Source organism: Tateyamaria omphalii (assembly GCF_001969365.1).
GTDB lineage: Bacteria > Pseudomonadota > Alphaproteobacteria > Rhodobacterales > Rhodobacteraceae > Tateyamaria > Tateyamaria omphalii_A.
This window is the reverse complement of record NZ_CP019312.1, coordinates 259,574-285,285: the sequence shown is the minus strand read 5'-3', so window position 1 is coordinate 285,285 and position 25,712 is coordinate 259,574. Positions and strand designations below refer to the sequence as shown.

Annotated in this window: 24 protein-coding genes; 18 read left to right on the top strand and 6 right to left on the bottom strand. The window is 63.3% G+C overall.

All coding sequences use genetic code 11. The annotated features are described in order from the left end of the window. Positions 1-105 precede the first annotated feature (105 nt). The 6 genes from BWR18_RS01355 (at position 106) to mdoH (ending at position 9,163) form a co-directional block, all read left to right on the top strand. Complete coding sequence (locus BWR18_RS01355) at positions 106-1,755, top strand: thiamine pyrophosphate-binding protein (protein ID WP_076626365.1); 1,650 nt, start codon at positions 106-108, stop codon at positions 1,753-1,755. Next, positions 1,739-2,956, top strand: a complete 1,218-nt coding sequence (locus BWR18_RS01350; protein ID WP_083957600.1) for a CaiB/BaiF CoA transferase family protein — start codon at positions 1,739-1,741, stop codon at positions 2,954-2,956. The genes BWR18_RS01355 and BWR18_RS01350 overlap by 17 nt, the downstream gene beginning before the upstream one ends. Before the next feature lie 173 nt (positions 2,957-3,129). Beyond that, on the top strand, positions 3,130-4,476 hold the full coding sequence (locus tag BWR18_RS01345) for a tetratricopeptide repeat protein (protein ID WP_076626364.1): 1,347 nt from the start codon (positions 3,130-3,132) through the stop codon (positions 4,474-4,476). Positions 4,477-4,521: 45 nt separating this feature from the next. Next, positions 4,522-5,793, top strand: a complete 1,272-nt coding sequence (locus tag BWR18_RS01340; RefSeq protein WP_076626363.1) for an OpgC family protein — start codon at positions 4,522-4,524, stop codon at positions 5,791-5,793. Next, positions 5,793-7,319, top strand: coding sequence for a glucan biosynthesis protein (locus BWR18_RS01335; RefSeq protein ID WP_076630043.1), 1,527 nt, complete (start codon positions 5,793-5,795; stop codon positions 7,317-7,319). Before BWR18_RS01340 ends, BWR18_RS01335 begins: the two co-directional genes overlap by 1 nt. Beyond that, the gene (mdoH, locus tag BWR18_RS01330; protein ID WP_076626362.1) at positions 7,316-9,163 is read left to right on the top strand and encodes a glucans biosynthesis glucosyltransferase MdoH; all 1,848 of its coding nucleotides are present in this window, start codon (positions 7,316-7,318) and stop codon (positions 9,161-9,163) included. Before BWR18_RS01335 ends, mdoH begins: the two co-directional genes overlap by 4 nt. Before the next feature lie 239 nt (positions 9,164-9,402). Here the strand turns inward: mdoH and BWR18_RS01325 are convergent, their stop codons facing one another. From BWR18_RS01325 to BWR18_RS01310, 4 genes are all read right to left on the bottom strand, one after another. Beyond that, entirely contained in the window at positions 9,403-9,864 is a 462-nt protein-coding gene (locus BWR18_RS01325) for a rhodanese-like domain-containing protein (RefSeq protein ID WP_076630042.1), read from the bottom strand. 49 nt (positions 9,865-9,913) lie between these two features. Beyond that, positions 9,914-10,438 (bottom strand): YHS domain-containing (seleno)protein, encoded by a 525-nt coding sequence (locus tag BWR18_RS01320; protein WP_076630041.1) that lies wholly within the window; start codon positions 10,436-10,438, stop codon positions 9,914-9,916. Positions 10,439-10,583: 145 nt separating this feature from the next. Beyond that, the gene (locus BWR18_RS01315) at positions 10,584-11,369 is read right to left on the bottom strand and encodes an SseB family protein (RefSeq protein WP_083957599.1); all 786 of its coding nucleotides are present in this window, start codon (positions 11,367-11,369) and stop codon (positions 10,584-10,586) included. Then, positions 11,369-11,950: a uracil-DNA glycosylase family protein gene (locus BWR18_RS01310; protein WP_076626360.1), complete on the bottom strand. Its 582-nt coding sequence runs from the start codon at positions 11,948-11,950 to the stop codon at positions 11,369-11,371. Before BWR18_RS01310 ends, BWR18_RS01315 begins: the two co-directional genes overlap by 1 nt. A 97-nt stretch (positions 11,951-12,047) precedes the next feature. On the opposite strand from BWR18_RS01310, the gene BWR18_RS01305 reads away from it, so the two are divergent. From BWR18_RS01305 to BWR18_RS01275, 7 genes are all read left to right on the top strand, one after another. Next, complete coding sequence (locus BWR18_RS01305) at positions 12,048-12,386, top strand: ArsR/SmtB family transcription factor (RefSeq protein WP_076626359.1); 339 nt, start codon at positions 12,048-12,050, stop codon at positions 12,384-12,386. After that, positions 12,379-13,410: a permease gene (locus BWR18_RS01300; RefSeq protein ID WP_076626358.1), complete on the top strand. Its 1,032-nt coding sequence runs from the start codon at positions 12,379-12,381 to the stop codon at positions 13,408-13,410. Before BWR18_RS01305 ends, BWR18_RS01300 begins: the two co-directional genes overlap by 8 nt. 115 nt (positions 13,411-13,525) lie before the next feature. Continuing rightward, entirely contained in the window at positions 13,526-14,824 is a 1,299-nt protein-coding gene (locus tag BWR18_RS01295) for a Na+/H+ antiporter NhaA (protein WP_076626357.1), read from the top strand. A gap of 211 nt (positions 14,825-15,035) precedes the next feature. After that, positions 15,036-15,695 (top strand): ABC transporter ATP-binding protein, encoded by a 660-nt coding sequence (locus BWR18_RS01290; RefSeq protein ID WP_076626356.1) that lies wholly within the window; start codon positions 15,036-15,038, stop codon positions 15,693-15,695. Then, complete coding sequence (locus tag BWR18_RS01285; RefSeq protein ID WP_076626355.1) at positions 15,673-17,355, top strand: capsule biosynthesis protein; 1,683 nt, start codon at positions 15,673-15,675, stop codon at positions 17,353-17,355. The genes BWR18_RS01290 and BWR18_RS01285 overlap by 23 nt, the downstream gene beginning before the upstream one ends. Position 17,356: 1 nt before the next feature. Next, the gene (gene kdsA / locus BWR18_RS01280) at positions 17,357-18,190 is read left to right on the top strand and encodes a 3-deoxy-8-phosphooctulonate synthase (RefSeq protein ID WP_076626354.1); all 834 of its coding nucleotides are present in this window, start codon (positions 17,357-17,359) and stop codon (positions 18,188-18,190) included. 6 nt (positions 18,191-18,196) lie between these two features. Next, a complete protein-coding gene (locus BWR18_RS01275) occupies positions 18,197-19,693 on the top strand; it encodes a phosphomannomutase/phosphoglucomutase (RefSeq protein WP_076626353.1) in 1,497 nt (498 codons plus the stop codon). 361 nt (positions 19,694-20,054) lie between these two features. On the opposite strand, the gene BWR18_RS01270 is transcribed toward BWR18_RS01275, so the two are convergent. Next, a complete protein-coding gene (locus BWR18_RS01270) occupies positions 20,055-22,025 on the bottom strand; it encodes an AsmA family protein (protein WP_076626352.1) in 1,971 nt (656 codons plus the stop codon). Positions 22,026-22,139: 114 nt separating this feature from the next. On the opposite strand from BWR18_RS01270, the gene rimO reads away from it, so the two are divergent. The 5 genes from rimO (at position 22,140) to trhA (ending at position 25,416) form a co-directional block, all read left to right on the top strand. Continuing rightward, positions 22,140-23,513, top strand: coding sequence for a 30S ribosomal protein S12 methylthiotransferase RimO (gene rimO, locus BWR18_RS01265; protein WP_076626351.1), 1,374 nt, complete (start codon positions 22,140-22,142; stop codon positions 23,511-23,513). Between the two features lie 176 nt (positions 23,514-23,689). Next, the gene (locus tag BWR18_RS01260) at positions 23,690-23,881 is read left to right on the top strand and encodes a hypothetical protein (protein ID WP_157598611.1); all 192 of its coding nucleotides are present in this window, start codon (positions 23,690-23,692) and stop codon (positions 23,879-23,881) included. A 73-nt stretch (positions 23,882-23,954) separates the two neighbouring features. Next, positions 23,955-24,302 (top strand): hypothetical protein, encoded by a 348-nt coding sequence (locus BWR18_RS01255; protein WP_254684912.1) that lies wholly within the window; start codon positions 23,955-23,957, stop codon positions 24,300-24,302. A gap of 51 nt (positions 24,303-24,353) precedes the next feature. After that, positions 24,354-24,737, top strand: coding sequence for a thiol-disulfide oxidoreductase DCC family protein (locus tag BWR18_RS01250; protein WP_076626349.1), 384 nt, complete (start codon positions 24,354-24,356; stop codon positions 24,735-24,737). A gap of 46 nt (positions 24,738-24,783) precedes the next feature. Then, positions 24,784-25,416 carry a PAQR family membrane homeostasis protein TrhA gene (trhA, locus tag BWR18_RS01245; protein WP_076626348.1) on the top strand — a complete coding sequence of 211 codons (633 nt, stop codon included), beginning with the start codon at positions 24,784-24,786 and terminating at the stop codon, positions 25,414-25,416. On the opposite strand, the gene BWR18_RS01240 is transcribed toward trhA, so the two are convergent. Continuing rightward, on the bottom strand, positions 25,408-25,668 hold the full coding sequence (locus BWR18_RS01240) for a DUF6455 family protein (protein WP_076626347.1): 261 nt from the start codon (positions 25,666-25,668) through the stop codon (positions 25,408-25,410). The two genes, trhA and BWR18_RS01240, sit on opposite strands and share 9 nt — an antisense overlap. Between the last annotated feature and the right edge of the window lie 44 nt (positions 25,669-25,712).

The window sequence follows — 25,712 nt, the reverse complement described above, 5'->3', positions numbered from 1 at the left end:
GGAAGGTCAAGCCCCACGGTGAAACAAACCATGGCGGAGGTGTGAGTTGTACGTCAGCCCCGACCATGACAGGAAGACGCGGTGCCAAACTCTGGAAGACGACCGATGAAAGACATCTCTCCCGCCTCACCCCGCGCAGCCGATGTTTTGGCAACACGCCTCCATGACGCCGGGTGCCGCTTTGCCTTTGGCATGCCGGGGGGCGAGGTGCTGACCATCGTCGATGCGCTGCAACGCGCGGGCATCCGGTTCATCCTGTGCAAGCACGAAAATGCCGCCGCCTTCATGGCCGAAGGGGCGTGGCACCGCACCGGAGCGCCCGGCATTCTGGTCGCCACAGTAGGGCCGGGCGCGCTGAACGGGGTGAATGCCGTTGCAAACGCCCATCAGGACCGCGTGCCGCTGATCGTACTCGCCGGGTGTGTCGATGCGGACGAGGCGCAAACCTACACCCACCAGGTTCTGGACCAAACGCAAGTGTTCCGCCCGATCACTAAGGCCACGTTCACCCTGAACACCGGCGCGGCGCACGTGATTGCGGACAAGGCCGTGGGCATCGCGCTCGAGGGACGACCCGGCCCGGTGCATATCGACGTGCCGATCAGCGTTGCGGTGACCCCAGTGACACCTGAAATTCCGGCACGGCGTTCGGCCGCGGAACCCGTTGTTCCAGCGCCCGCGACATTGGAAAAGATGCGCGCGGCCCTTGCCCTCGCCGAACGCCCCGTTCTGATTGTCGGCGTTGACGCCCTGAACCAGGGCTTCGACACCCGCCGCCAGGACATGTCGGCAGCGCTCAGGGATTTTGTCGAAACGTACAGTGTTCCCGTCATCACAACCTACAAGGCCAAGGGCCTGATGCCTGAGGATCACGCGCTCGCGCTGGGGGGGGCGGGCCTGTCACCCAAGGCTGACAAGATCCTGCTGCCGCTCGTACAGCGCGCCGATCTGATCATAGGGCTGGGTTATGACCCGATCGAGATGCGCACCGGATGGCGCGATTTCTACTACCCCGGCATCCAGACCATGATCGACATCACGGCAGAGCCGAACCACCACTACATGCACCAGGCGACGATGAACGTGATGGGCGACTGTGGCGCAACTCTTGCGGCGATGGCCGATGGCGTCGCACCCCGCGACACCTGGACGGCGGGCGAGATTGCAGCGGCTCAAACGGAGCTGGCCAAGGCATTCCCGAGCAACGACGAATGGGGCCCCGGCGCCATCATCGACACCTGCCGCGCGGCACTGCCCCGCGACGCGCTCGCCACCGCTGACAGCGGCGCGCACCGCATTCTGCTCAGCCAGATGTGGGAATGCTACGAACCCCGCGGCCTCATGCAATCGTCGGCCCTTTGCACAATGGGCTGCGCCATCCCGCTCGCCATGGGCGCGCAGGTGGCAGACACCGACCGCACGGTCGTCAGCTTTTCCGGCGACGCGGGTTTCCTCATGGTCGCGGGCGAATTGTCGACCGCGGCTGAACTGGGTTTGAAGACCATTTTCGTGGTGTTCGTGGACGCGTCACTCGCCCTGATCGAATTGAAACAGCGCCAAAGGCAACTGACCAACGCAGGCGTGGATTTTGCCAAGCATGATTTTGCCGCCATTGGCCGCGCTTTTGGTGGTGCGGGCCACACGGTCACGTCTCGGAGCGAGCTGCAAGAGGCGCTGACCGCCGCCCAATCGGCCGACACCTTCACCGTCATCGCCGCCGTCATCGACCGGGGGGCCTATGATGGTCGCATCTGAGACACCTGGCGCGCTCGACGGCCTCTTTGTCCTCGACCTGTCGCGCATCCTGGCCGGTCCAACAGCCACGCAACTGTTGGGCGATATGGGCGCCACGGTCATCAAGATCGAAAACCCCAAGACCGGCGGCGACGACACGCGTGCCTGGGGGCCGAACTACGCCCGCGACAACGATGGCAACGCGACGGATCTGTCGGCGTATTTCATGGCCGCAAACCGCAATAAGCATTCCGTCGCCGTCGATCTATCGACCGAGGACGGGCAGAACATCATCCGCAAACTCGCCGCCCGCGCCGATGTGGTGATCGAAAACTACAAACCGGGTGGGCTCGTCAAATACGGCCTCGACCACGACACCATGCGCAAGGCGCATCCGGGGCTGGTCTATTGCTCCATTTCAGGGTTTGGGCAGACGGGGCCAAACCGGGATAAGCCCGGCTACGACCTGATGGCACAGGGCTATGGCGGGATCATGTCGCTCACGGGCGACCCCGATGGCACACCGACCAAGGTGGGCGTGGGCATCGCGGACGTGATGTGCGGGATGTACGCCACCATCGGCATACTGGCCGCGCTCCGCCACCGCGACCGAACCGGCGAAGGGCAGCATATCGACCTGAGCCTTGTCGACGCGCAAATGGCGTGGCTGATCAATGAAGGCTGCAATTACCTGGTTTCGGGCGACGTGCCCGAACGGCGCGGCAATGCGCATCCGAACATTGTACCATACGACGCCTTCGCCACATCGGACGGGCACGTATTGGTGGCCGTCGGCAATGACAGCCAGTTCGTGCGCTTCTGCGACGCCATCGGCGCGCCGGAATTGGGGGCCGACCCGCGGTATGCGACCAACCTGAAGCGGATCGAAAACCGCGTCACGCTCACTCAGTCCCTCACGCCCATTCTGGCGCGCATGACCAAGGACGAACTGCTTGGCAAAATGCACTCTGTAAAGGTGCCCGGCGGCCCGATCCACGACGTGGCAGAGGCACTGAATTCGGACCAGGCGCAGGCCCGCGGCACCGTCGTGGCCGTGAACCGAGAAGGTGTGGCAGACGGATACGTCCGGCTCTTGGCGAATCCGCTCAAATTTTCGGCAACGCCGGTCACATATCGCCGCGCGCCCCCCCGCTTTGGGCAGGATACGGACGCGGTTCTTGCAACATTAGACCTTCAAAACACGCAAGAAAATCCTGACTGACCTGAGGTCTTTGGCCAGTTTTCGCCTGCTTTTGCCGAATGTGCTGACATTTTGCTCACGGAACCCCCTACGGCGTTTCACGGTTACGTGTGTCCACCCCTCATGACATGTCAAAGGGCCCCAGATGTTCTACACCAAAAACACGAACGCATACGGTATAAGGTAGCGCCCACATGATGCACGATATTTGCCAAGCGCCGGTCAGCCTCGATGACCCAGCTCTCGTTAAGGAGTGGAACGGGATGATCCACGCTTTCCTGGCCCACGGCACTGCCACACCCACGCATCTGGGCGCCGTGTTGTCCGGTGCGCCGCACTTCGCCATGGGCTTCGCGGCCAAGGGGCTGTTCTCGATCATGATGGGGCGCAAGGAGTTGTGGGATGTCGCGCACCAGGCGGGCAAGGACGCTGTGGCGGCACTGGCCGTCGCTGGTGGCAACACCCGCGAACGGCTGTGGGTCCGCGCGCTTGGTGAATGGCTTGATGGTCGCCCCTCCGGCGCCATCGCCGCGATGGAGCGTGTCTTGGCCGAACACCCGACCGACACCCTGTCGGCCAAGGTCAGCCACGCCATTCGCTTCATCCTGGGCGACGGCGTCGGTATGCGCCGCTCGATCGAAAACGTGCTCGACGCGCACAAGGGCCATGCGCTCGAAGGATATGTGCACGGCTGTCACGCCTTCACGCTTGAGGAAACAGGCGACTACGCCGCGGCCGAAGCGGCGGGGCTCAAGGGTCTGCAACTGGCAACCGACGATGCCTGGGGCTTGCATGCTGTTGCCCATGTCTATGACATGACCGCCCGGCCAGATGCCGGGATCGCGTTGATCGAAAACAACCTTTCCGCCTGGGATCACTGCAACAACTTCCGCTACCACGTCTGGTGGCACAAGGCGCTCTTGCACCTTGACCGGGGTGAAAATGACATCGTGCTGGCGCTCTACGACCAGCAGATCCGCGCGGACAAGACCGACGACTACCGCGACATCGCCAACGCCACGTCGCTCCTGATGCGGCTTGAGCTTGAGGGCACGCAAGTCGCTGACCGCTGGGACGAACTCGCCGACTTTGCACAGCACCGCACCGACGATGGCTGCCTCGTCTTTGCCGACCTGCACTACCAACTGGCACTGGGCGCGGCAGGGCGCGACGATGCGCAGGCCGACATGACGGCCCGCTTCGCCATCGACGCCGCCCGGCAGGGCGAGATGCCTGCACGGGTTGCCGATCCGGGCAAGTCGGCGCTCGCAGGCCTTAACGCCTTTGCCGAAGGGCGCTACGACGCGGCCTTCCGCGATCTCGCGTCCGCCCGGCCAGGCATGCAGACCATTGGCGGCAGCCACGCACAGCGCGACGTGTTCGAACGCATGACCATCGACGCAGGCCTGCGCGCAGGTCTGTATGACGCGACCGAAACCCTGATCGAGGACCGGATCGCCCGGCGCGCCGGGGCCATCGACCGGTTTGCCGCCACACGGCTCGCCTCAATCCAGGACGCCCGGCGCATCCCTGCACAGTGATGCGCAGGGATGGTGCCAGTTTGTAAGGTAAAGTAGACAGCGGCCATGACGTTCGCCGACCCCGCAAATACCCCAGCAGCCGCGCCCGCAGCGGCCCCAACCGCCAACCCGGTGCGGGTGCGCGACATCCGCCTGGATTTCTTCCGCGGCATCGCGATGTTCATCATCCTGTTCGCCCACACGCCGGGCAACTTCCTGACGCGCTGGATCCCTGCGCGCTGGGGGTTCTCTGACGCGACAGAGATGTTCGTCTTCTGCTCGGGCATGGCCTCGGCTATCGCGTTCGGCGCCACGTTCGACAGGGCCGGCTTCGCCCTTGGCACCGCCCGCGTCGGCTACCGCATCTGGCAGGTCTACTGGGCGCATGTGGGCCTCTTCTTTGCCACGGCGGCGCTGCTTGTCTACGTCACGGACCTTGAGATCACGACGCGCAACTACTGGGGGCAGATGAACCTCTGGATGCTCTTTGTCGAAAGCGAGCATTGGGAGAACGCCAACATCCTGTTCAGCTTCATGACGCTGCAATGGGTGCCCAACCTGTTTGATATCCTGCCGATGTACATGGTGATCCTCGCGATGATGCCACTGGTCATCGCGCTGTCACGCGTACACCTCGGCCTCGTTGCCGCGTTCTGCATCGCGATGTGGATCCTCGGCCAGCGCCGGTTCATGGAGGCGGCGGGCCTGCCCTACCTGAACTTCACAGCAGAACCCTGGGTTGGCAACGACGATTGGCAACGCCGCTGGTTTCTCAACCCGTTTGCCTGGCAGCTTGTCTTTTTCACCGGCTTCGCCTTCATGCGCGGTTGGTTGCCGAAACCGCCCGTCAACGCACTGCTGATCGGCGTCGCAACAGTTATCGTACTGGCAAACATCCCCTTCTCTAGTGTCGGCGTGCGCGAAAACGGCGGCCTCGGGCTCGACTGGGCGAGCGAATGGCGCAGCGAGAACCGGCAATGGATCTCCAAATCCGACTTCGGAATACTGCGCTATATCCAGTTCCTCGCGCTTGCCTACCTGGCGTGGGTGCTTGCGGGCGACAAGGGCGACCGCCTGCGCGTCACGGCAACGCACGCCGTGGCGCGCATATGGGACAGGGTGCTCAAGCTCATTCTGAAAGTCGGCCAACAATCGCTTGCCGTTTTTGTCGTGTCGATCTTTGTGGCGCGTTTCAACGGGTTCGCCATGGATGTGCTGGGCCGCGAGACAGGAACTGTTCTCGCCATCAACGCGTTTGGCTGCGGAGTCCTGATCCTGACCGCATATCTGGCGGGCTGGTTCAAATCGACCCCGTGGAAACCAAAGGTGCCCCGCTGATGATCCGACGCGAATTCCTCGCATCCCTGGCTGCGCTGGCCGCAGCCCCGCATGCCACATGGGCACAGGGCGAGCCCGGCCTGCAATTGGGCGACGCGACCCCGTTCACGCCTGCGGACGTCATCGACCGGGCGCGCGACATGGCATCGCGCCCTTACGCGCCCCGCCCGCTCATCCCTGAGGCGTGGCGGAACCTGACCTATGACCAATATCGCAAGATCTGGTTCGACGGCCGCAACGCCTTGTGGGAAGGCACAGACGCCCCCCAGCGCATTGATGTGCTCGCACCCGGTCTCTACTATCCGCAATCCATTCGAACCTATGTGGTCGAAGGCGATCAGGCGCGCCCGATCAAGTTTGATTTCGACGTGTTCGACACGACCGACAAGTTTCCGGCCGATATGCCCGTCGATGACACGCTGGGATATTCCGGCCTGCGGCTGCGCGCTGAACTGCGCCAGCCCGGTATCTTTCAGGAATACGCCGTCTTTCAGGGCGCCAGTTATTTCCGCGGCATCGGCACGGACGACATCTACGGGCTGTCCGCGCGCGGACTTGCGCTCAAAACCGGCGATCCGATGGGCGAAGAATTTCCAGACTTCACTCATTTCTGGATCGAACAGCCCAGCACGGGTGCGGCGCAAATCATCGTCCACGCTCTGCTCGACAGCCCCTCCTGCACCGGCGCCTACCGGTTCGAGATCATGCCAGGCCAACCCCTTGTCATGGAGGTGCAGGCAGAGGTCTTTGCACGCCAGACGCTCACCCATTTGGGCATCGCGCCACTGACCTCCATGTTCATGTTCGACGATATGGACACGCAGCGCTTTGACGACTTTCGCCCCGCTGTCCACGACAATGACGGGCTGATGATCCACAACGGCGCAGGCGAGGTGATCTGGCGCCCCCTCGCCAACCCCCGCACGCTTCAGATCAGCGCCTTTGGTGACAATAATCCACGCGGTTTCGGCCTCATGCAGCGGGCACGAAAATTCAGCTATTTCAATGACCTAGAGGCACTCTATCACCGCCGCCCCGGCCTTTGGGTGACACCGGGCGAGGGCTGGGGGCGCGGCTCGGTCGCGCTGGTCGAAATCCCGACCGAGAGCGAGATTTTCGACAACATCGTCGCCTATTGGCGCCCCTCTGCTGACATCCAGGCGGGCGCATCGCATCGCATGACCTACCGTCTGGACTGGGGTTCTGATCCCGCGCCCACGGCGGCCATGCCGCTGCGGGTCCTGAACACCGCTGCCGGTGGTCGGCCGGAAGGCGGGCGCATTTTTACCATTGATTTCGAGGACGCCCCGCACGTGCCCAAGGACCTTTCGAGGATCGACCGACTTGTGCGGTCTACCGCTGGTGACGTCACCGAAGGCATAATTCAGCGCAACCCCGAGACTGGTGGCCCCCGTCTGGCCTTCACATTCACTCCGGGGGACGCCCCTTGGGCCGAATTCCGCGCACAATTGCGCCTGGACGGACAAGCGTTGAGTGAAGTCTGGCTATATAGGTGGACGACATGAATCACGCTGCCATGCCCCCCCAAGCGCCGCTGGAAATGCCGGCCCAGGATTTCGCGAACGCACCCGTTGGCGTCGATGCCGGAACCGAGCGGCAAGACCCGATCTGGCGGATGGCCGTCTTCCTTCCGGCGCTCGCCATCACGGGCGGCGTGCTCTGGGGCCTCTACGGGCTCTTCGCCATGTCCGGCATGACCGGGTTCGAATACGTGCTTCTGACCCTGATCGGCCTGACCTTCATCTGGGTCACCATCGCCGTCTCGACCGTGGGCGTCGGGCTGGCCGGTCGGCTTGACCCGGCGCGCAAACCCGCGACGGGCGATCCGCTCGACGTGGCCCTGCTGGTCCCGGTCTACAATGAAGCGCCGTGGGACGTGTTCGGCAACGCCGCCGCCATGCTGGCCGATCTGACGCGGCAAAAGGGCGGGCACCGCTACAGCCTGTTCATCCTCAGCGACACGACCGATAACGCGATCGCCGCGCAGGAATGGGCCGCCTTTCAGGCGCTGCAAGCCCGCGCGCCGCTCCCGGTCCATTACCGCCGCCGTGCCCAGAACACGGACAAGAAAGTTGGCAACCTGGTCGACTGGATCACCGGCTGGGGCGCCGCCTACGAGGCAATGCTGGTGCTGGATGCCGACAGCCTGATGACGGGCCGCGCCATCGACCGGCTCTCGACCGAGCTGGCCGCCGACCCCAAGGCAGGCCTGATCCAGAGCTTCCCGCAACTCATCGGCGCCAACACCCTCTTTGCCCGGATGCAGCAGTTCTCCAACATCGCCTATGGCTGGCTCCTGGCCGAAGGGCTCGCGCATTGGGCCCGGACCGAAGGCAACTACTGGGGGCACAACGCGATCATCCGCACCCACGCCTTCGCCTCCTCCGCCGGTCTGCCCTACCTGCGCGGGCTCGCCGGGCGCCGCGATCTGATCCTGTCCCACGACTTTGTCGAGGCATCGCTTCTGCGCCGCGCAGGCTGGCGGGTGCGCTTTTTGCCCCGCATTTCCGGCAGTTTCGAAGAAACACCCGGCACGCTCATCGACTACGTGATCCGCGACCGGCGCTGGTGCCGCGGCAACCTGCAACACCTGCGGCTTCTGACAACGCGTGGCCTCCACCCGGTCAGCCGGTTCCACCTGTTCCAGGGGGCCGCCGCGTACCTGATGTCACCCGCGTGGTTCGTCCTGCTCGTCTTCTGGGCGCTTCTGGGCCGCGACGCCGACACCAACGTGATTTCCTACTTCAACGAAGCGAACCCGCTCTTCCCCAACTGGCCTCCAGCCATGACGCATATCAACAGCGCCATCTTCCTGGTGGTAATGTACGCGATGCTGCTCACGCCCAAGATCACATCGGCCCTGATCATCGCCGCAAATGGCAAGGCGGTGCGGCTTTTCGGCGGACGGCGCGTCTTTGCAGGCGCTGTCCTGACCGAACTGGCCCTATCCGTCGCCTACGCCCCGATCATGATGATCCAGCAAACCAAGGCGGTGATCGGTGGCCTGATCGGGCGCGGCGGCTGGACGCCGCAAAGCCGAACGGCCCAAGCTTATCCGATGGTGACGCTGATCAAATTCCACTGGATCGAATCCATCATCGGCGGGCTCCTCTTCCTGGGGCTGGGCATGGGGCTGGTGTCATGGTGGCTGATCCCCATCGCCGTCAGCCTGGCCTTCGCAGTGCCGCTGTCGGGGCTCAGCGCCTACCCCCTGGCCCAGATCGGCCTTGCGGGCCTGCGCCTCGACAACCCTCTGACCCTGCGCGAACCTGCCATCGTGGTCAGCGCGCGCACCCAACGCGCCGAAATGCGCGCCCGGATCGAAGCGCCAAAGATCGCAGCAGAGTAAACTTGGGCTTTGTCTCGGAGCCAGCGTCGCTTGATCGACGTGGGACAGAACGATGGCGCATTGCCAAGAAAAATCGCCGAGGGGCCCCGCCTGCGGGGATACGGCTATTTTTCTTGGGAAGGTGTCAGCGCTCTGTCACGCCAAAGATCATGCGGGGCTGGATCAGAGACAAAGGTTTTGTCTTGGTGGAGCAGAAGCCAAAACAAATAATGTCGTGCGCCGCTAGGCGCTCATCAGGATCAAGCAGGTTCCGGCGCCCACGCAACAACAGGCAGACCACGCTTCAACCAGCCAGGCCCGGCACCTGACCCCAACATACCCTCCGGCACATCAAGGATCGCAGTAAAGCCTGCGCCGGTCAGGCGCCGCGTCAACCCGCGCGACCGCACCCCACGCGCGCAGATCAGCGCCACCCGCACGTCTGTGCGACCGGACGTGCGCTTCAGCAAGACGTCCGTGAAATCCGTTCGCCGCATGTCGATGGGAACAGCCCCCTCACCAACACCGGTGCGCTGCCACTCGTCCGGGCGACGAATGTCGATGAGGATCACGGCGCCACTGACAGCCGCCGCATGCGCGTCAGGCACGCTCAACGTCCCATCGACCCCGGCCACGGCCGACACGTTGTACCACCGCGAGGCAAACACAGCGCCCCCGATGATCGTGCCACCCGCCACAAGGCCAAAGCCCCGGCGCGTCATCCGCACCGGGGCCGCCGCCCGAAGATCTGGTTCAGGCAGTTTATTCATCTCACGACTTTGGCGCCGCGCTCGAGAATTTGGGGATCGTGCGGTCTGATGCCGGATCGTCTTCAATACCCACCCAGTTGCTTTCCGACAGGGTGATGTTGCCCGGAATGTCCTCTTCCCAAAAGCCCACGACGGTCTCGGTGATGTTCAGGTACAGCTTGTCATCGACGATGCGCCACAGATACGGGTTGGCTGGCACCTTGCCGCCCTTGGCTACGCCATAGGCGCAGTGCCCATCATATTGCGGCGCATAGCGGGCCGGGTCAGCCACGAACTTGTCCCGGTTTTCTGCACTGGAAAACGCAAAGGTCGCACCGTTGTAGTCGGCAGTGAAATCGGCATTTCCGGCCACGGGCGCCGTCTGTGTCTGGCCAACAGGTTTCATCTCAAGATCGAAATAGGCCACGACATCATAGCCCGACACGGCAAAGCCGGTCTCGTCAACATATTGGTCACCGGCAAAGGCGGCGGTGCCAAGGGTCAAGGCGCTTGCAGCCGCAGCAACGGCCATCGTGAAACGGTTCATCATGTGGGACATCCTCTGTCAAACGGGGCCCGCCGCATTCAATCACGGCGAATGATGCGATACTACGACCGATTGGTCCAGAATTCAGCCCGCCTCGCGCCGTTGTGAGCCGGCGCGGGAATACGTGATCAAACGGGCTTCGCCCTCAGCGCAAACGCGGCGGGCGGTCCGGGTCCATCCCTGGCGCAGCCGCTTCCGGCGAGCGCGCAGGCGCAGGCTGCGGCAGGTCAAAGCGCAAGCCCACCCGCGCCAATCGCGCCGTCACCGGATCGCGCGCATCGAAAAACCCGACATCCATCGCTCCCGCCTCGATCCCGGAAAATGTCAGCGCCTCCGACGCGGCGCGCGCCAGCGCATCCTCGGCCCCGGGCGCCGCGCCCACAAACCCCAGCAAGTGGCCCTTCGACCCCGCGTCATCCGTCGTGCCCACCAGATACGCCGCCTGCGCCAACCCGGTCGCCGTCGCCAGTTTCGTGTCCAGCGCCGTGATCAATGCATCGGGCAATCCCGCGGGCGCCGACACCTCCGCCAAACGCGCCTCCACCTCGTCCGGGCCATGCCCCAGTGTCTGCGCCAGCCACCGCACACCGTCGGCATCCAGCAAGAACGACGATGGCGCCACATCCAGGTTCAACCCCAGCCCAAGGCTCTGCTCCGCCAACAGCCCCGCAATTATACGCCCCGACAGCGCCGCATAGGGCGCTTCCGCCCCAACGAAGGCCGCCAATCGCTCTTCCCGGTCAAACACCAGCACCAAGGGACCGGCACCCGGATCAAACACCAGCGGTGTCACCTGCTCCCCCTCGGCTTCTGCCTCCAGCAGCAAGAACAGCTCCGCATCGCCCAACCGTTCGAAAAAGCGCAAACGCACCGCGTCATCCTCTTGGGCCGCCTGCATCGCCGCATGCGCCTGATCCAAAACCGTTTCCATCACGCCAACACCTCTTTGACCCGCGCGCGCAGCACGGGCAGCACCTCATCCTCGAACCACGGGTTCTTCTTCAGCCACGCGGTATTGCGCCAGGACGGATGAGGCAAGGGAAAGGCCCGAGGCGCAAAGTCGCGCCAGGCGGCCACGGTATCGCGCACCGACATCCGCGAGCCCAAATGCCAGGACTGCGCATATCTGCCGATCAGCAGGACAAGCGGCACATCGCCCACATGCGCCATCACCGCATCCCGCCAAGTGGCGGCACACACCTTCGGCGGCGGCCGATCCGATCCTTTGGCGTCATAGCCCGGAAAGCAGAACGCCATGGGCACGATGGCCAGCTTGTCGCGATCATAAAATGTCGCCTCGTCCATCCCCAACCAATGCCGCAGCCGATCCCCAGACGGATCGGTAAAGGGTCTTCCGCTCTCATGCACCCGCGCTCCGGGCGCTTGCCCGGCCACCAGAATGCGCGCGCCGGGCTTGAACCAGACGACAGGTCGCGGGCTGTGCCCCGTCTCGGTTGCCGCGAAACGGTCAGCACACAGGGTGCAGGCGCGGATGTCATCGGTCAAAGCCATGGCAAAGACCTAAGCCGCGCCAAACACTTAGGCAATCATTTCGACATTTTCCGAAATAATACTTGCCGCAGGCATATAATTCGACAATTCTAGAAATATGAAAATGGATTCGCCCACCTCCCTCGACCTCACCCGCGCCGCTGCCGCCTTTGCGGCACTGGGCTCCGAACAACGCCTGTCCGTCCTGCGCACACTTGTGCGGGCCGGGCCCGATGGGCTCAGCATCGGCACGCTGGGGGATCGCACCGGCGTCACCGGCTCCACGCTCACCCACCACGTCAAAATCCTCGCCAGCGCGGGCCTTGTCACACAAGCCCGCCAGGGTCGGTCCATCATCTGCGCCGCCGTCGCCTTTGACGAGGTGCAGGACCTGGCCGACTTCCTGCTCACCGAATGCTGCGCCGACAGCACAGATACGGATCACACCCATGGCTGACACGACCTCCCAAACCGCCACCCCGTCGCTCTGGTCGCGCATCGACCGGGTCTGGCTCGCCTCCGGGCTTATCCTGCTGCTGGTCGCCATCATCGACCTGCCCCGCGTGGATGACGTCGCAGGCTTTGCCTTCCGCGCGCTGCTGGGCACCCTGCCCTTCATCGCTTTTGCCGTCTTCGCCATCGCCTATCTCAAGGCCACGGGCGCTGAAAACCTGCTGGCCAAGGCGTTCCAGGGCAACCCAACCCGCATGATCATCATGGCGGCCCTCCTCGGCGGCCTGTCGCCCTTCTGCTCGTGCGAGGTGATCCCCTTCATCGCCGCACTCCTCGCCGTCGGCGCGCCACTGGCCGCAGTCATGGCCTTCTGGCTGGCCTCGCCACTGATGGACCCAGCCATGTTCGCGATCACCACAGGCGCCATCACACTCGACTTCGCCATCGCCAAAACCTTCGCTGCCGTGGCACTCGGCCTCTTTGGCGGCTTCGGAACACTCTTGCTGTCTCGCACCCCGATCTTCACAGACCCGTTGCGCGAAAAACCCGCCGTCGGCGGTTGCTGCGGGGTCAAGGCGCCATTCAGCGCCACACCCGTCTGGACATTCTGGGACGTCCCCGAGCGCACACAAATCTTCCGCAACGCAGGACTCGAAAACGGCATTTTCCTGCTGAAATGGCTCACGCTGGCCTACGTGATCGAGGGGCTGATGGTCCACTACATGCCCGCCGACTTCATCGCCAACATCCTGGGCGGCGGTGGGCTGGGCACCATCCTGCTGGGCGCCTTCGTGGGCATGCCCGCCTATCTCAACGGCTATGCCGCGGCCCCACTGATCGGCGATTTGCTGGATCAAGGCATGGCACCGGGGGCGGCCATGTCCTTCATGATCGCGGGCGGGGTCAGCTCGATCCCGGCGGCCCTCGCGGTCTGGGCACTGGTCAAACCGCGCATCTTTGCGGCCTATCTCAGCTTCGCACTCGTCGGGTCCGTGCTCACCGGGATCGCGTGGCAAATGATCGCCTAACCGCCACACTCAGCCCCTAATCCACATCATCTCACCCGGCGGCGCACCCGCCGGGTTGCCCCATTGCAGCCACTTGCGCTAAGCCCCGACGAACAATGACACGGGTGGAGCGCACATGTATCGCGTCTGGAGCTTTCTAACCAATTATTCCCTGCTGCTGATCATCGGCGCGCTCACCGCCCTTGTCTGGGCCAATATCGACCCGCATTCCTACCACCACTTCGTGGAATTTCCGGTTCTCTTCAACGACTGGATCGGCGTCGACTACGACTATTGGAAAAAGCTCTACGGCGAAGGCTACGACAAATACGATGCCGGGGGTGCTGCCAAAGTGCTGTCAGCCCACTACATCGTCAACGACATGGCCATGGCGCTCTTCTTCGGCATCGCGGCCAAGGAAGTGTGGGAAGCCGTCGTGCTCAAGAACGGCTCGCTGCGCGGGAAAAAGGCGGCAACGCCCTTGTTTGCAACGCTGGGCGGCATGGTTGGCCCCATCTCGGTCTATCTTGGCCTCGCGGTCCTATTGGGCTCCGACACCTATGACGCCGTCGCCAATGGCTGGGCCATCCCAACCGCGACGGACATCGCATTCAGCTACCTTGTTGGCCGGATCGTCTTTGGCGCAGGCCACCCTGCGGTCCGGTTCCTCTTGCTGCTGGCCATCGCGGATGACGCCGCGGGCCTGATCATCCTCGCCATCTTTTACCCCTCGGGCGAGCTGGCGCTGGAATGGCTGCTCCTGTCGGTCTTTGCCGCCGTCGCCGTGTTCTTTATCTTCAACTGGCTGCCGCGCCGCATGGACCAGCACAAACAGGACCGCCCAAACTCGACCTGGATGCGCAAGACGCTTGGCTTCTGGCCCTACGCGGTTGCGGGCTGCGTCAGCTGGTACGGCTTCATGGCATCGGGCCTGCACCCGTCGCTGGGCCTTCTGCCCATCGTGCCAGCCATCCCTCACGCCGACCGCGCCTTCGGCATCTTCTCGGAGGCGGAAAAATATCTCACCGACCTGCTGAACCAGATCGAACACGCCCTGAAATCCCCGGTCGAGGTGGTGCTGTTCTTCTTCGGCCTCCTGAACGCAGGGGTCGAATTCAGCTCCATTGGTGACGCCACCTGGCTGGTGCTGGCGGGTCTGCTGATCGGCAAGCCGGTGGGCATCCTGATCTTCGGTTGGCTGGCGGCCAAACCCCTTGGCCTCGGCATCCCGGAAGGGATGCGGATCATCGACCTGGTGGTCATCGGCTGCGTCGCCGCGATTGGCTTTACGGTATCCCTGTTCTTCGCCTCTGCCGCCTTTGATGCGGGGCCAGTGCAGGACGCCGCCAAGATGGGCGCGCTCTTCAGTTTCATCGCCGCGGCCATCTCGATTGCCGTGGGTCGGATCACCCGGGTCGAAAAACAGGACGCCTGACAGATCACACCCCCGTCACAACTGCGTGGCGGGGGGGGCAAACTGTTTATTCCGCAGCGACAGTCCCCTCAAAACCTATACATTTGACAGCACTTTGGACATAATGTGGACAAAGTCGGTGATTAGACCGTTAAGACGCCTCTGGTAATGGGGACACGGGTCGCCCACCTGATGGTGCGGAGACAGAGCAGACGCCGCGGAGCAACCAGGGATGCTGGAGTTCGAAAACGTATCCAAGTCCTTCTGGACGGGCACACAGCGCAAGGTGATCCTTGACCGTGTGTCTTTCCGGGTGGAATTGGGCAACTCGTTCGGCGTTCTGGCCCCCAACGGCACGGGCAAGACGACGCTCATCAACATGATGGCCGGGCTTGAAAAGCCGGATGAGGGTGAGATACGGCGCGGCTGCAACATCTCGTTTCCGCTGGGCTTCATGGGGGGCGTCCTGCCCAAGATCTCGGCGCTCGAAAACTCGCGCTACATCGCGCGCCTCTACGGGCTCGACCCCGACTATGTCGAAAGCTTCTGCCGCTGGCTCTGCAACTTGGGCGAATATTTCGACCAGCCGCTCGGCACCTATTCCTCGGGCATGCGGGCGCGCTTTTCCTTTGCGCTCATGCTTGCGCTAGATTTCGACATTTATCTGATTGACGAGGGCATGCCCTCCTCCACCGACGTGGAATTCAACCGAAAGGCCGGTGAAGTGCTGCAGGAACGGCTGCGCACCACCACCATCATCATCGTGTCGCACCAGGCCCAGACGCTCGAGAAGTTCGCGCGCTCTGCCGCGGTTCTGCTTGACGGCAAACTGCACATGTTCGACACGCTCGAAGAGGCGAAACGGCTCTATGACTACGAAACCGAAAGCTAGAAAATTCCGCATCAAGCGGACAGCGCCCATGCCCGGAACGGCCGCCGCAAACGCGGCACGCACCGAGGCGACCGAAGCGCCAGAGCAACCGGCCCCGGACCCGCAGGCCGATCCGAAACCAACGCCCCCCGCCGCCAAAAGCGGAGAGGTCGCCTCGACCCAGCAGGTTCAAAGCGAAAACACCATCGACGCCATCCGGCAGGAGGGTCTGACAGGCCGTCAGCTGCGCATGGCACGCCGCGTCGCGCAGAAACACGGGCTGGCGCCGACCTCCGACTTCGACGCCGTGCGCCTTTTGCGCGCCAAGGGGATCGACCCGTTCCAACGCTCCAACATGCTCGAACTCGTGGTGCCGCAAGCGGGTGCCGAGCCGCACGAAGGCGGCGCCCCCGACGCCTTTGCCAACCTTCCCGCAACCACAGGCGGCGCAGGCTCGGGGCGCGCGCAACTGCCGCAAACAGTGCAAGTGGCCCGGCAACAGCTCCCCTCGACCGAGCTTAGCCCCGCGGAACGACGCACCCAGGAAATCCAGAACATCCAGCGCGACATCGCGCGCCGCCGCCGCACGAAAATGGGCCTCCTACTGGTACGGCTCGCCTTCTTCGTGATCCTGCCCACCTTCCTCGCCGGTTACTATTTCTACGCCATCGCAACACCGATGTACGCCACCAAATCCGAGTTTCTGATCATCCAGAACGAGGGATCGGGCGGCGCAGGCCCCTTGGGCGGCCTCCTGCCCACACAATTCGCGACCAACGCGGACAGCATCGCGGTGCAAGGCTTCCTGCAATCCAAGGACGCCATGCTGCGCCTCGACCGCGACGTGGGCTTCAAATCGCACTTCACCCAAGGCTGGATCGACCCGATCCAACGCCTCAGCGAGGATCCAACCAACGAAGAAGCCTACAAGACCTACCGCAAAAACGTGAAAATCGGCTACGACCCGACGGAGGGCATGATCCGGATGGAGGTCGCGGCCGCCAATCCGCAGGTCTCGGCCGAATTCTCGAACCAGTTGATCGACTATGCCGAACAGCGGGTGAACAACCTCTCGGCGCAAAAGCGCGACGACCAGATGCGCGACGCCCGCAGCGGCTTTGAACGGGCCGAAGCGGAACGCCGCGCGGCCCAGGAAAACCTGGTCCGCCTCCAGATCGAAGGCTCCACCCTCGACCCCGAAGGCGTGATCGCCAGCCTGCGCACCCAGATCGGCCAGCTTGAAACCCAGATCATCGAGAAAGAGATCGAACTGGCCAGCCTGCTCAACAACGCACGCCCCAACCAAAGCCGGGTGGACGGTGCGCGCGGCACGCTCGACATCCTCAAGGTCCAGCTCGCCGCCCTCAACAACAAGATGACGGATGTCAGCCAGGGCGAAAACTCGCTCGCCGAACTGGCCGCCCGCATCCAGATCGCCCAGGCCGACCTCGCCTCACGCGACATGATGCTGCAATCGGCCCTGCAACAGATGGAACAGGCCCGGGTCGAGGCGTCGCGCCAGGTCCGCTACCTCACCGTCGCGGTCGAGCCCATCGCACCCGAAGAACCGACCTATCCACGCGCCTTCGAAAACACGATCTTGGCATTCCTGGTCTTTGCAGGCATCTACCTGATGATCTCGCTCACCGCGTCGATCCTCAGAGAACAGGTAACAAGCTGACATGAAACACGTTGCCATCGCCGACCTCACAATCGGCAATGACCGGCCCCTGACCGTGATCGCGGGGCCCTGCGCCCTCGAAAGCGTCGATCTGGGCCAGGAGGTCGCGGGCCGGATGAAGGAAATCTGCCAAGCGGCAGGCGCCCAATACGTGTTCAAGGCCAGCTACGACAAAGCCAACCGCACCTCGCTCAGCGGCGGGCGCGGCCTGGGCCTCGACGAAGGGCTCAAGGCGCTGCAATCGGTCAAGGATGCCATCGGCGTCCCCGTGCTGACGGATGTCCACACCGAAGCGCAATGCGCCCCCGTGGCGCAAGTGGCCGACATCCTGCAAATCCCCGCCTTCCTGTGCCGCCAGACCGACATGCTGCTGGCCGCAGGCGAAACCGGCGCCGTCGTGAACATCAAAAAGGGTCAGTTCCTCGCCCCGTGGGAAATGGGCAATATCGTCACGAAGGTCGAAAGCACCGGCAACACCCGCATCCTCCTGACCGAACGGGGCACGTCCTTTGGCTACAACACGCTGGTGGCCGACATGCGGTCGCTGCCGCAAATGGCGCAAACCGGCTACCCGGTGGTGATGGACGCCACCCACTCGGTCCAGCAACCTGGGGGCAAGGGCGGCTCGTCCGGCGGGCAACGCGAATTCGCACCCGTCATGGCACGGGCCGCTGTGGCCATCGGCGTCGGCGCGGTGTTTATCGAAACGCATCCCGACCCCGACACCGCCCCATCGGACGGGCCGAACATGATCTACCTCGACCAGATGCCCGCCCTTATCGACACGCTCATGCAGTTCGACGCGCTGGCCAAGGCGCGGCCCGTGTCCGTCTGACCGCACATGGTCAAACCGCTGACGACCGTCACACCAAACACCTGGGCCTTCCTGCGCGATCCAATGATCGCACCCACAGGATTTCGGGAATACGACGCGCGCTGGAAATACCCCGATCAAATCAACCTACCCGGCATCACGGCCCTCGGCCTCGGGCTTGGCACACAGATGCACCGGCGCGGGATCAGGCCGGACATCGTGGTCGGCAACGACTACCGCGACTACGCGCTACCCGTCAAAAACGCCCTGATCCTCGGGCTGATGCAGGCGGGCATCCGCGTGCACGACATCGGCCCGGCCCTGTCACCCATGGCGTATTTCGCGCAGTTCCACCTAGATATCCCTGCCGTCGCCATGGTCACCGCCTCCCACAATCCCAACGGCTGGACGGGGGTGAAAATGGGCTTCGAACGCCCCCTCACCCATGGCCCTGACGACATGGCAGAGTTGCGCGACATCGTCCTAGGCGGTGCCGGTGAGCCGCGCACACGCGGCGGTTATGCCTTTGTAGACGGCGTGCGCGAGGCCTATCTCGACGACCTCGCGCACGACTTCAAAATGACGCGCAAGCTCACGGTGGTCTGCGCCACCGGCAACGGGACGGCGGCGGCCTTTGCCCCCGACCTGCTGCGCCGCATCGGGGTGACGGTGGTCGAACGGCACGCCACGCTCGACTACAGCTTTCCGCACTACAACCCGAACCCAGAAGCCATGAAGATGCTGCACGACATGGCACACAGCGTCACAGCCTCCGGCGCCGACTTCGCCCTTGGCTTTGACGGCGATGGCGACCGCTGCGGGGTCGTGGATGACGAAGGCCATGAAATCTTTGCAGACAAGGTCGGCGTCATCATGGCGCGCGACCTGTCCAAGCTATATCCCAACGCCACCTTCGTGGCCGATGTCAAATCCACCGGCCTTTTCGCATCAGATCCCGAATTGCAGGCCAACGGCGCCGTGTCGGATTACTGGAAAACCGGCCACAGCCATATGAAACGCCGGGTGAAAGAAATCGGCGCGCTTGCCGGTTTCGAAAAATCCGGCCACTATTTTTTGGCTGAGCCTATTGGACGCGGCTATGATTGCGGAATGCGGGTCGCGGTTGAGCTTTGCAAGCTCATGGACAGAAACCCGGACCTTGCGATGTCGGACCTGCACAATGCACTGCCCAAGACGTGGTCGACCCCCACATTGTCGCCCTACGCCGCAGATACCCAGAAATACGCCATCCTCGATCGCATCATCGCCAGGTTCCAGGCGATGAGCGCACGCAAAACGCCCATAGCAGGCCGTAAAATCAAGGATATCGTGACCGTCAATGGCGCACGCGTGATCCTCGACAACGGCGCATGGGGCCTGGTGCGCGCGTCCTCGAACACGCCCAACCTCGTCGTGGTCTGCGAAAGCCCCGAAAGCGAGGATGAACTGCGCGCGATCTTCCGCGAATTCGACGCCGTGATCCGGACAGAACCAGATGTTGGGGACTACGACCAAACATTCTGAGACCAGGCGGCCTGACCGTCTGAGCCGCTAACCGCGCAACCGGATCAAGCAACCGACCACGCCCAAGCTGGTGTTCTGAATGCCGTTGGCCAGTGCTGAAATCGCGGCTGATTTGGGTGAGGCCAACCCGCATTTCGGGCACGTTCGGCGCTTTGACGCGGCGCACCCGGGGTCAATGCGCGTCACATGCGCAGGGGGTGCGATCACAACGCCGCCCGCCTTCGCGGTCAGTTTATCGGAAATCTGGTTAAATTTGGCCTAAGGCACCGGGCGCAGGTCTAAACCACTGATTTCGAATGAAACACAGAAACCCACTAAAAAACCGTAACGCCGGCGAACAGCTTGTCCCCGCGGGAACAGATCAGTCAAACAGCCCTCGAAGCCCCTTTTTGACCTCATCTTCCAGCTTCTGCCTGGCCGCATCGCCAAGGCTCTGACCCTCGTCGGTGACCCCAAGTTCCTCGGCCACTTTCTCGCGCACCTGCTGCTCGGCCTTGGCCTTCAACGCTTCCTTCTCGGCCTCCAGCTTTTCGTCCAGCCGCAGGTCAATCGCCGCATCTAGATCGGGCAGGATCTTCGGGTCCGCCCACGGCCCGCGGATGCGCACCGGGATCGCCAGGTCCGGCCCGTCCTCTCCTTTCAAAGCCGTCGGCGTGAACAGGTAGTCGATGTCTTGCTGACCCAGCCCGATCCGCCCATTTCCCCGCGCCTCGAAACTGCGCAGCACCACCAGCAGGTCGTCGTTAAAGAGGTTCCCGCCGTCCATCCGGTAGCTCGCGCTCATCGCGTCAAAGACGGTCGTCCGTCCATTCCCCCGCCCGAATTTCAAAAGGCCGTCCAGGTCGATCCCTTCAATGGTGCCCTGCGCCACGTTGAAGGATCCACCGCCCGACAGCGACCGCATGATCGCATCCACGGTCTGCCCGACGCCCAGAAAATTCAGGTCCATATTGGCCTGCCCCGTCAGCATCTCCAGATCCGCCGCATCCCGCAGGAACGGCTGCAGCGCCAGCCCGCGCATGTTCATTTTGCCCCCCACACTCAGGCCCGAGCGGTTGTTGACCACGAACTCTCCCACCAGCGTCCCGCCATAGGCCGCGACCTCGCGCAGTTCGAACACCATCCGGCTTCGGTCATTTCGCAGAAGCGTGCGGGTCTGGCCCAGCTTGAATTGCCCAAGGTCGATGGAGGACGCGGTCAACGCGATCTCTCCGTTAAAGGCCGCCAGACCGCTGGCATCAATCGGATCCTTCGGCCAGCCGCTGCCCGCCGGCGCAGGCGCCCCGCCACCAGCAGCCTCGCCGGATGGTGCTGAACCGGTCGCACCCCGTAAATCCAGCGCGCCCGCGTTGAACTGGGCATTCACAACAGGCGTGCCGTTCAAGCTGATATCAGCCGCCCCGCTGAGTGCGTTGCCCCCAAGGTCAGCCTGCAACTCGCGCAGCGACAAGCGCCGGTCGGCGGTGAGCGTGAGTTGCGTCGTCATCTCCACCGCCTGCCCCAACTTCGGCGGCAGCCCCAGCGCGGGCAAGCCCAACGCGGACATGAAGGCATCCGTGTTCGGCAGGTCGAGCCCAAGCGCGCCCGCGACATCGCCCGCCGTGCTGGCCCGGCCATCGAGCGTCACGCGCCCGCCGCCCGCCTCGACCGCGGCGTTCAGTGGCTGCACCTGCCCCGCGATGAAGCCCGCGAACCCGGCGATGGTGGCGTCCACCTGCACCTCTGTCCCCGCGGGGCGCAAGATGGCGGCGATGGTGGCGGGGCCCAGGCGCTCTGGCCAGTCGAGGGTGAGATCGACGCCGGAATAGGACACGAGGTCCGCCCCTTCTGCATCATAGATGAGCGTCGCATCCGTCACCTCGATCTTCTGGATCGACAAGGCTTGGGGTGTGCTGGCGGAGTTGGTCGGCGCAGGCGTTTCCGCCTCGATCTGGGCCGCGCCGGAGGCATCCGTAAAGACCCAGCTCGCCCGCCCGTCGGTGCGGCTTTCAAGCCGAATGGTGGGCCGGGTCGCCTCGACATTGGTGATACGGATCTCGCGGTCGCGGATGTAGGCCATCAAATCGACGCCGATGGCTGCGTTCTCTGCCGTGAGCATCGGGCCCTGTTCGGACCAGTCAGCATTGCTGACCTCAAGCCCGTCGGCGCGCACGCCCAGCACGGGCCAAAGCGTCATCGACACGCCGGTGATCGTCACGTCGCGGCCCGTGGCCTTGCGGATCTGGTCGGCGGCGATGGCGCCGATGCGGTCGGCGGGCAGGAGGAAGACCGAGCCCACCGCCACGATCAGAAGGACGAGGACAAACCCGATCATGCGGATGATCCATTTCATTGCGACTGCTCCCGTTCTGATGACGTGTTGAGATCAGCCTAACGCAGCGTGCGGTCCCATCCCAACCCTTTTCCCGCCTTTTCGTGGGGCCGGACTTCACATATGAGGCAAGGCATGAGCCAGAACCCACCTGATCTTCGCCCCGACCTTGCCCCCAAAGCCACGCTGGACGGCACGCGCCGTCCCGGCCAGCCGACCATCGGGATGGTGTCGCTGGGTTGTCCCAAGGCGCTGGTGGACAGTGAACGCATCCTGACGCGCCTTAGGGCCGAGGGCTATGGCGTGTCGCCCGACTACAGCGGTGCGGACGCGGTGATCGTGAACACCTGCGGGTTTCTCGACAGTGCCAAGGCGGAGAGCCTTGAGGCGATTGGCGAGGCGCTGGACGAGAACGGACGCGTGATCGTGACGGGCTGTCTGGGGGCGGAGCCGGACTACATCACCGGCGCACATCCGAAGGTGCTGGCCGTGACCGGGCCGCATCAATACGAGCAGGTGCTGGATGCGGTGCACGCGGCGGTGCCGCCCGACCCTGACCCATTTGTCGATCTGCTGCCCGCGCGCAGCGTCAGCCTGACGCCCCGGCACTTCAGTTACCTCAAGATTTCAGAGGGCTGTAATCACAAGTGCAAGTTCTGCATCATCCCCGACATGCGTGGACGGCTGCAATCCCGCCCCGCCCATGCGGTCGTGCGTGAGGCCGAAAGGCTGGTTGAGGCCGGGGTGAAGGAACTGCTCGTGATTTCGCAGGATACCTCGGCCTATGGCGTGGACATCAAACATGCCGAAGAGCGCGGGCACCGGGCGCATATCACCGACCTGGCGCGTGATCTTGGGTCTTTGGGCGCTTGGACAAGGCTGCACTATGTCTATCCTTATCCACATGTGCGGGAGCTTATTCCCTTGATCGCAGAGGAATTGGTCTTGCCATATCTCGACATTCCTTTCCAACATGCCCACACCGACACGTTGCGCCGGATGGCGCGACCCGCCGCCGCCGAGCGGACGCTGGACCGGATCGCGGAATGGCGGTCGATCTGTCCCGAGATCACTTTGCGCTCGACCTTTATCGTTGGATATCCGGGCGAAACGGAGGAGGAGTTCCAGACCCTGCTGGATTGGATGGATGAGGCGCAACTGGATCGAGTGGGCTGCTTTCAATACGAGAATGTGGAGGGTGCGCGGTCGAATGCCCTGCCGGATCATGTGGCAACAGAGGTCAAGCAGGAGCGTTGGGACCGGTTCATGGAGAAGGCGCAGGCCATTTCGGCGGCGAAGCTGGCGGCCAAGGTTGGCCAACGGATGGATGTAATCGTGGACGAGGTGGACGCCGAGGCCGCGACCTGCCGGACCAAAGCCGACGCCCCCGAGATTGATGGTAATCTCTTCGTTGACGAAGGGTTTGAGGATTTGCGCCCCGGCGATATCGTCACCGTCGAGGTGGACGAAGCTGGCGAATATGATCTGTGGGGTCGTTTGGTCAATTAGATCAGTGGCTTACCCGTCGCAATCTTGAAAGCGCAACCGCGTTTTTTGTGCAGGTGCAGTATGTATTGCGCGAAAATGCGCACCTCGGTACGGCGCGTTAACCAAAGTTTCCTGTGCAGCCGTCATGTCTGGACCCGATGGATGCGCTACGGCGCTGGAGGACGGAGGACCGGACGATGACCGCATTGCTGAAACTGATCGGAGCCGCCCATCTGGAGGTGGGCAAGGCCAAAGGCACCGGCTTGGGCGCTGTCCTGTTGTTTCTGCTGGGGGCCGGGCTGTTGGCTGTGATGGCGATGGGACTGTTGCAGGGGTCGGTCGACCCCCTCAAACCCCTGATTGCATTGGTGGACTCATCTCTGAACTGATGGGCCGGGCTGGTAGGGCTTGAAAATGTGTTAACGATGTTCTATTTTTGTTCTAAATGGTAGGAGAACAATCATGTCCATCCATCCCACCCTTCCCGGCCTGTTCGAGCCGGTGCAGACCGCCCTGCCCCTCGACGCGCAGCCCGCGACCGAGAAACAGATCGCTTATGCATGGACGCTTGCGGCAAAATCCGGGCGTGCGCTGCCGACGTCGCTGTTTGCCGACAAGGCCGGCCTGTCCGCGTGGATTGATGCAGCCAAGCCAAGGGCGTCCGACGGCCGTTTTGCAGCGTATCCCAGCGCCAAGCAGGTGCAGTTTGCCGAACGCATCGCGCGGCTGAAGCGGCGGCAAATCCCAGCGGAATGTTTCAAGGACAAGGTGATGATGTCGCGGTGGATTGATGGGAACAAACCGCGCTGAGTGCGGCGGTTTGTCTGTGGGGGCGCGTGTTTTGTGCCCTATTTTTGATGTATGACTGATAACACCAGAGTGCTTTACAACGCGGACTGCCCGGTCTGCAATTTCGAGATCAGCCACTATGCCAAGTATAGCGGTGATCTGGCCCTGCCCATTCGGTTCGAGGATTTGAACCAGGCCGAGATGGCCGATTGGGACATGGACCGGGATGCGGCGGCACGGCGGCTTTATGTCCTGAAGGACGGGCAGATGTATTCGGGAATTCCCGCGTTCATCGTGCTGTGGCAGGACATGCCCCGCTATCGCTGGTTGGCGCGGCTGGTCGCATTTCCCGGCGTGCATTGGGTGGCCTGCAAGACCTATGATCATGTGCTGGCGCCGCTCATCTATCGCTGGCACCTCCGCCGTCAAAGGGCCGCGACGTCAACCACTTCGTGAGGATTTGTGCATAGACGGGACGGGTCCGTTTGGTCAGGATGTGCCCATGCCTTATCCGTATTCCGTTCGTGAAACTGTGGCCGATGCGTCGGTGCATGCGCTGGGTCTGAGCGCTGGTGTGACCGGCGCTGCGATGCTGATCGTGCATGTGGCGCAGACGCAAGGCGCCGTGCAGATTGCCGCGACCAGCGTTTATGCAGGGTTTGCGGTGTTCGCGCTGCTGGCTTCTGCCCTTTATCATCTGCTCCCGTGGGAGGCGTCGCGCCCGGTGTTTCACCGGATTGATCACGCGGCCATTTACCTCAAGATTGCAGGAACTTACACACCTCTGGTCGTATTGATCGGATCAGCCTTTGCCTATGTGGTGCTGGCGGCGGTTTGGCTGGTGGCGTTGATTGGCGCGGTGGCGAAGCTGAGCTTTTGGGCCACGGATGCGCGGGGATCGCTGGCGCTGTACCTGGCGATGGGCTGGGCGAGCGTGCTGTTGATCTGGCCAATGTGGCAGGCGTTGCCCGGAGCGTCCACCGCCTTGATCGTGGCGGGCGGGGGCCTCTATTCACTGGGCACGGTGTTTTACGCGGCCAAGGCGCTGCGGTTTCAGAATGCGATTTGGCACAGCTTTGTGCTGGCCGCTTCGGCCTGTTTCTTCGGCGCGGTGGCGGTGGGCGTGTCAGTCTGAGGTCTTGGCCAATTCGGCGAAGGCATCGGCGTTGCGGCAATAGCTTGGGGTGTCCGAAACGGTGCCCTGCTGCGCTTGGAGCCATTGCGCGCAGGTGTCGGGCTTGGTGCAGCCGACGCAATTCAGAACGAGGTCCGAGATATCGACGGGGGTGAGATGGGCGCGCATTGCGGCCTCTTGCAGGTCGACGCCGCGGGCGGCAGCCATACGGTCGACAAGATCGGCGTGGGTCTTGAGGCGGGCGTCGGTCATTTGGGTCGTCCTCTCTGGTGATAAGGATGGCCCGACTGTGACCG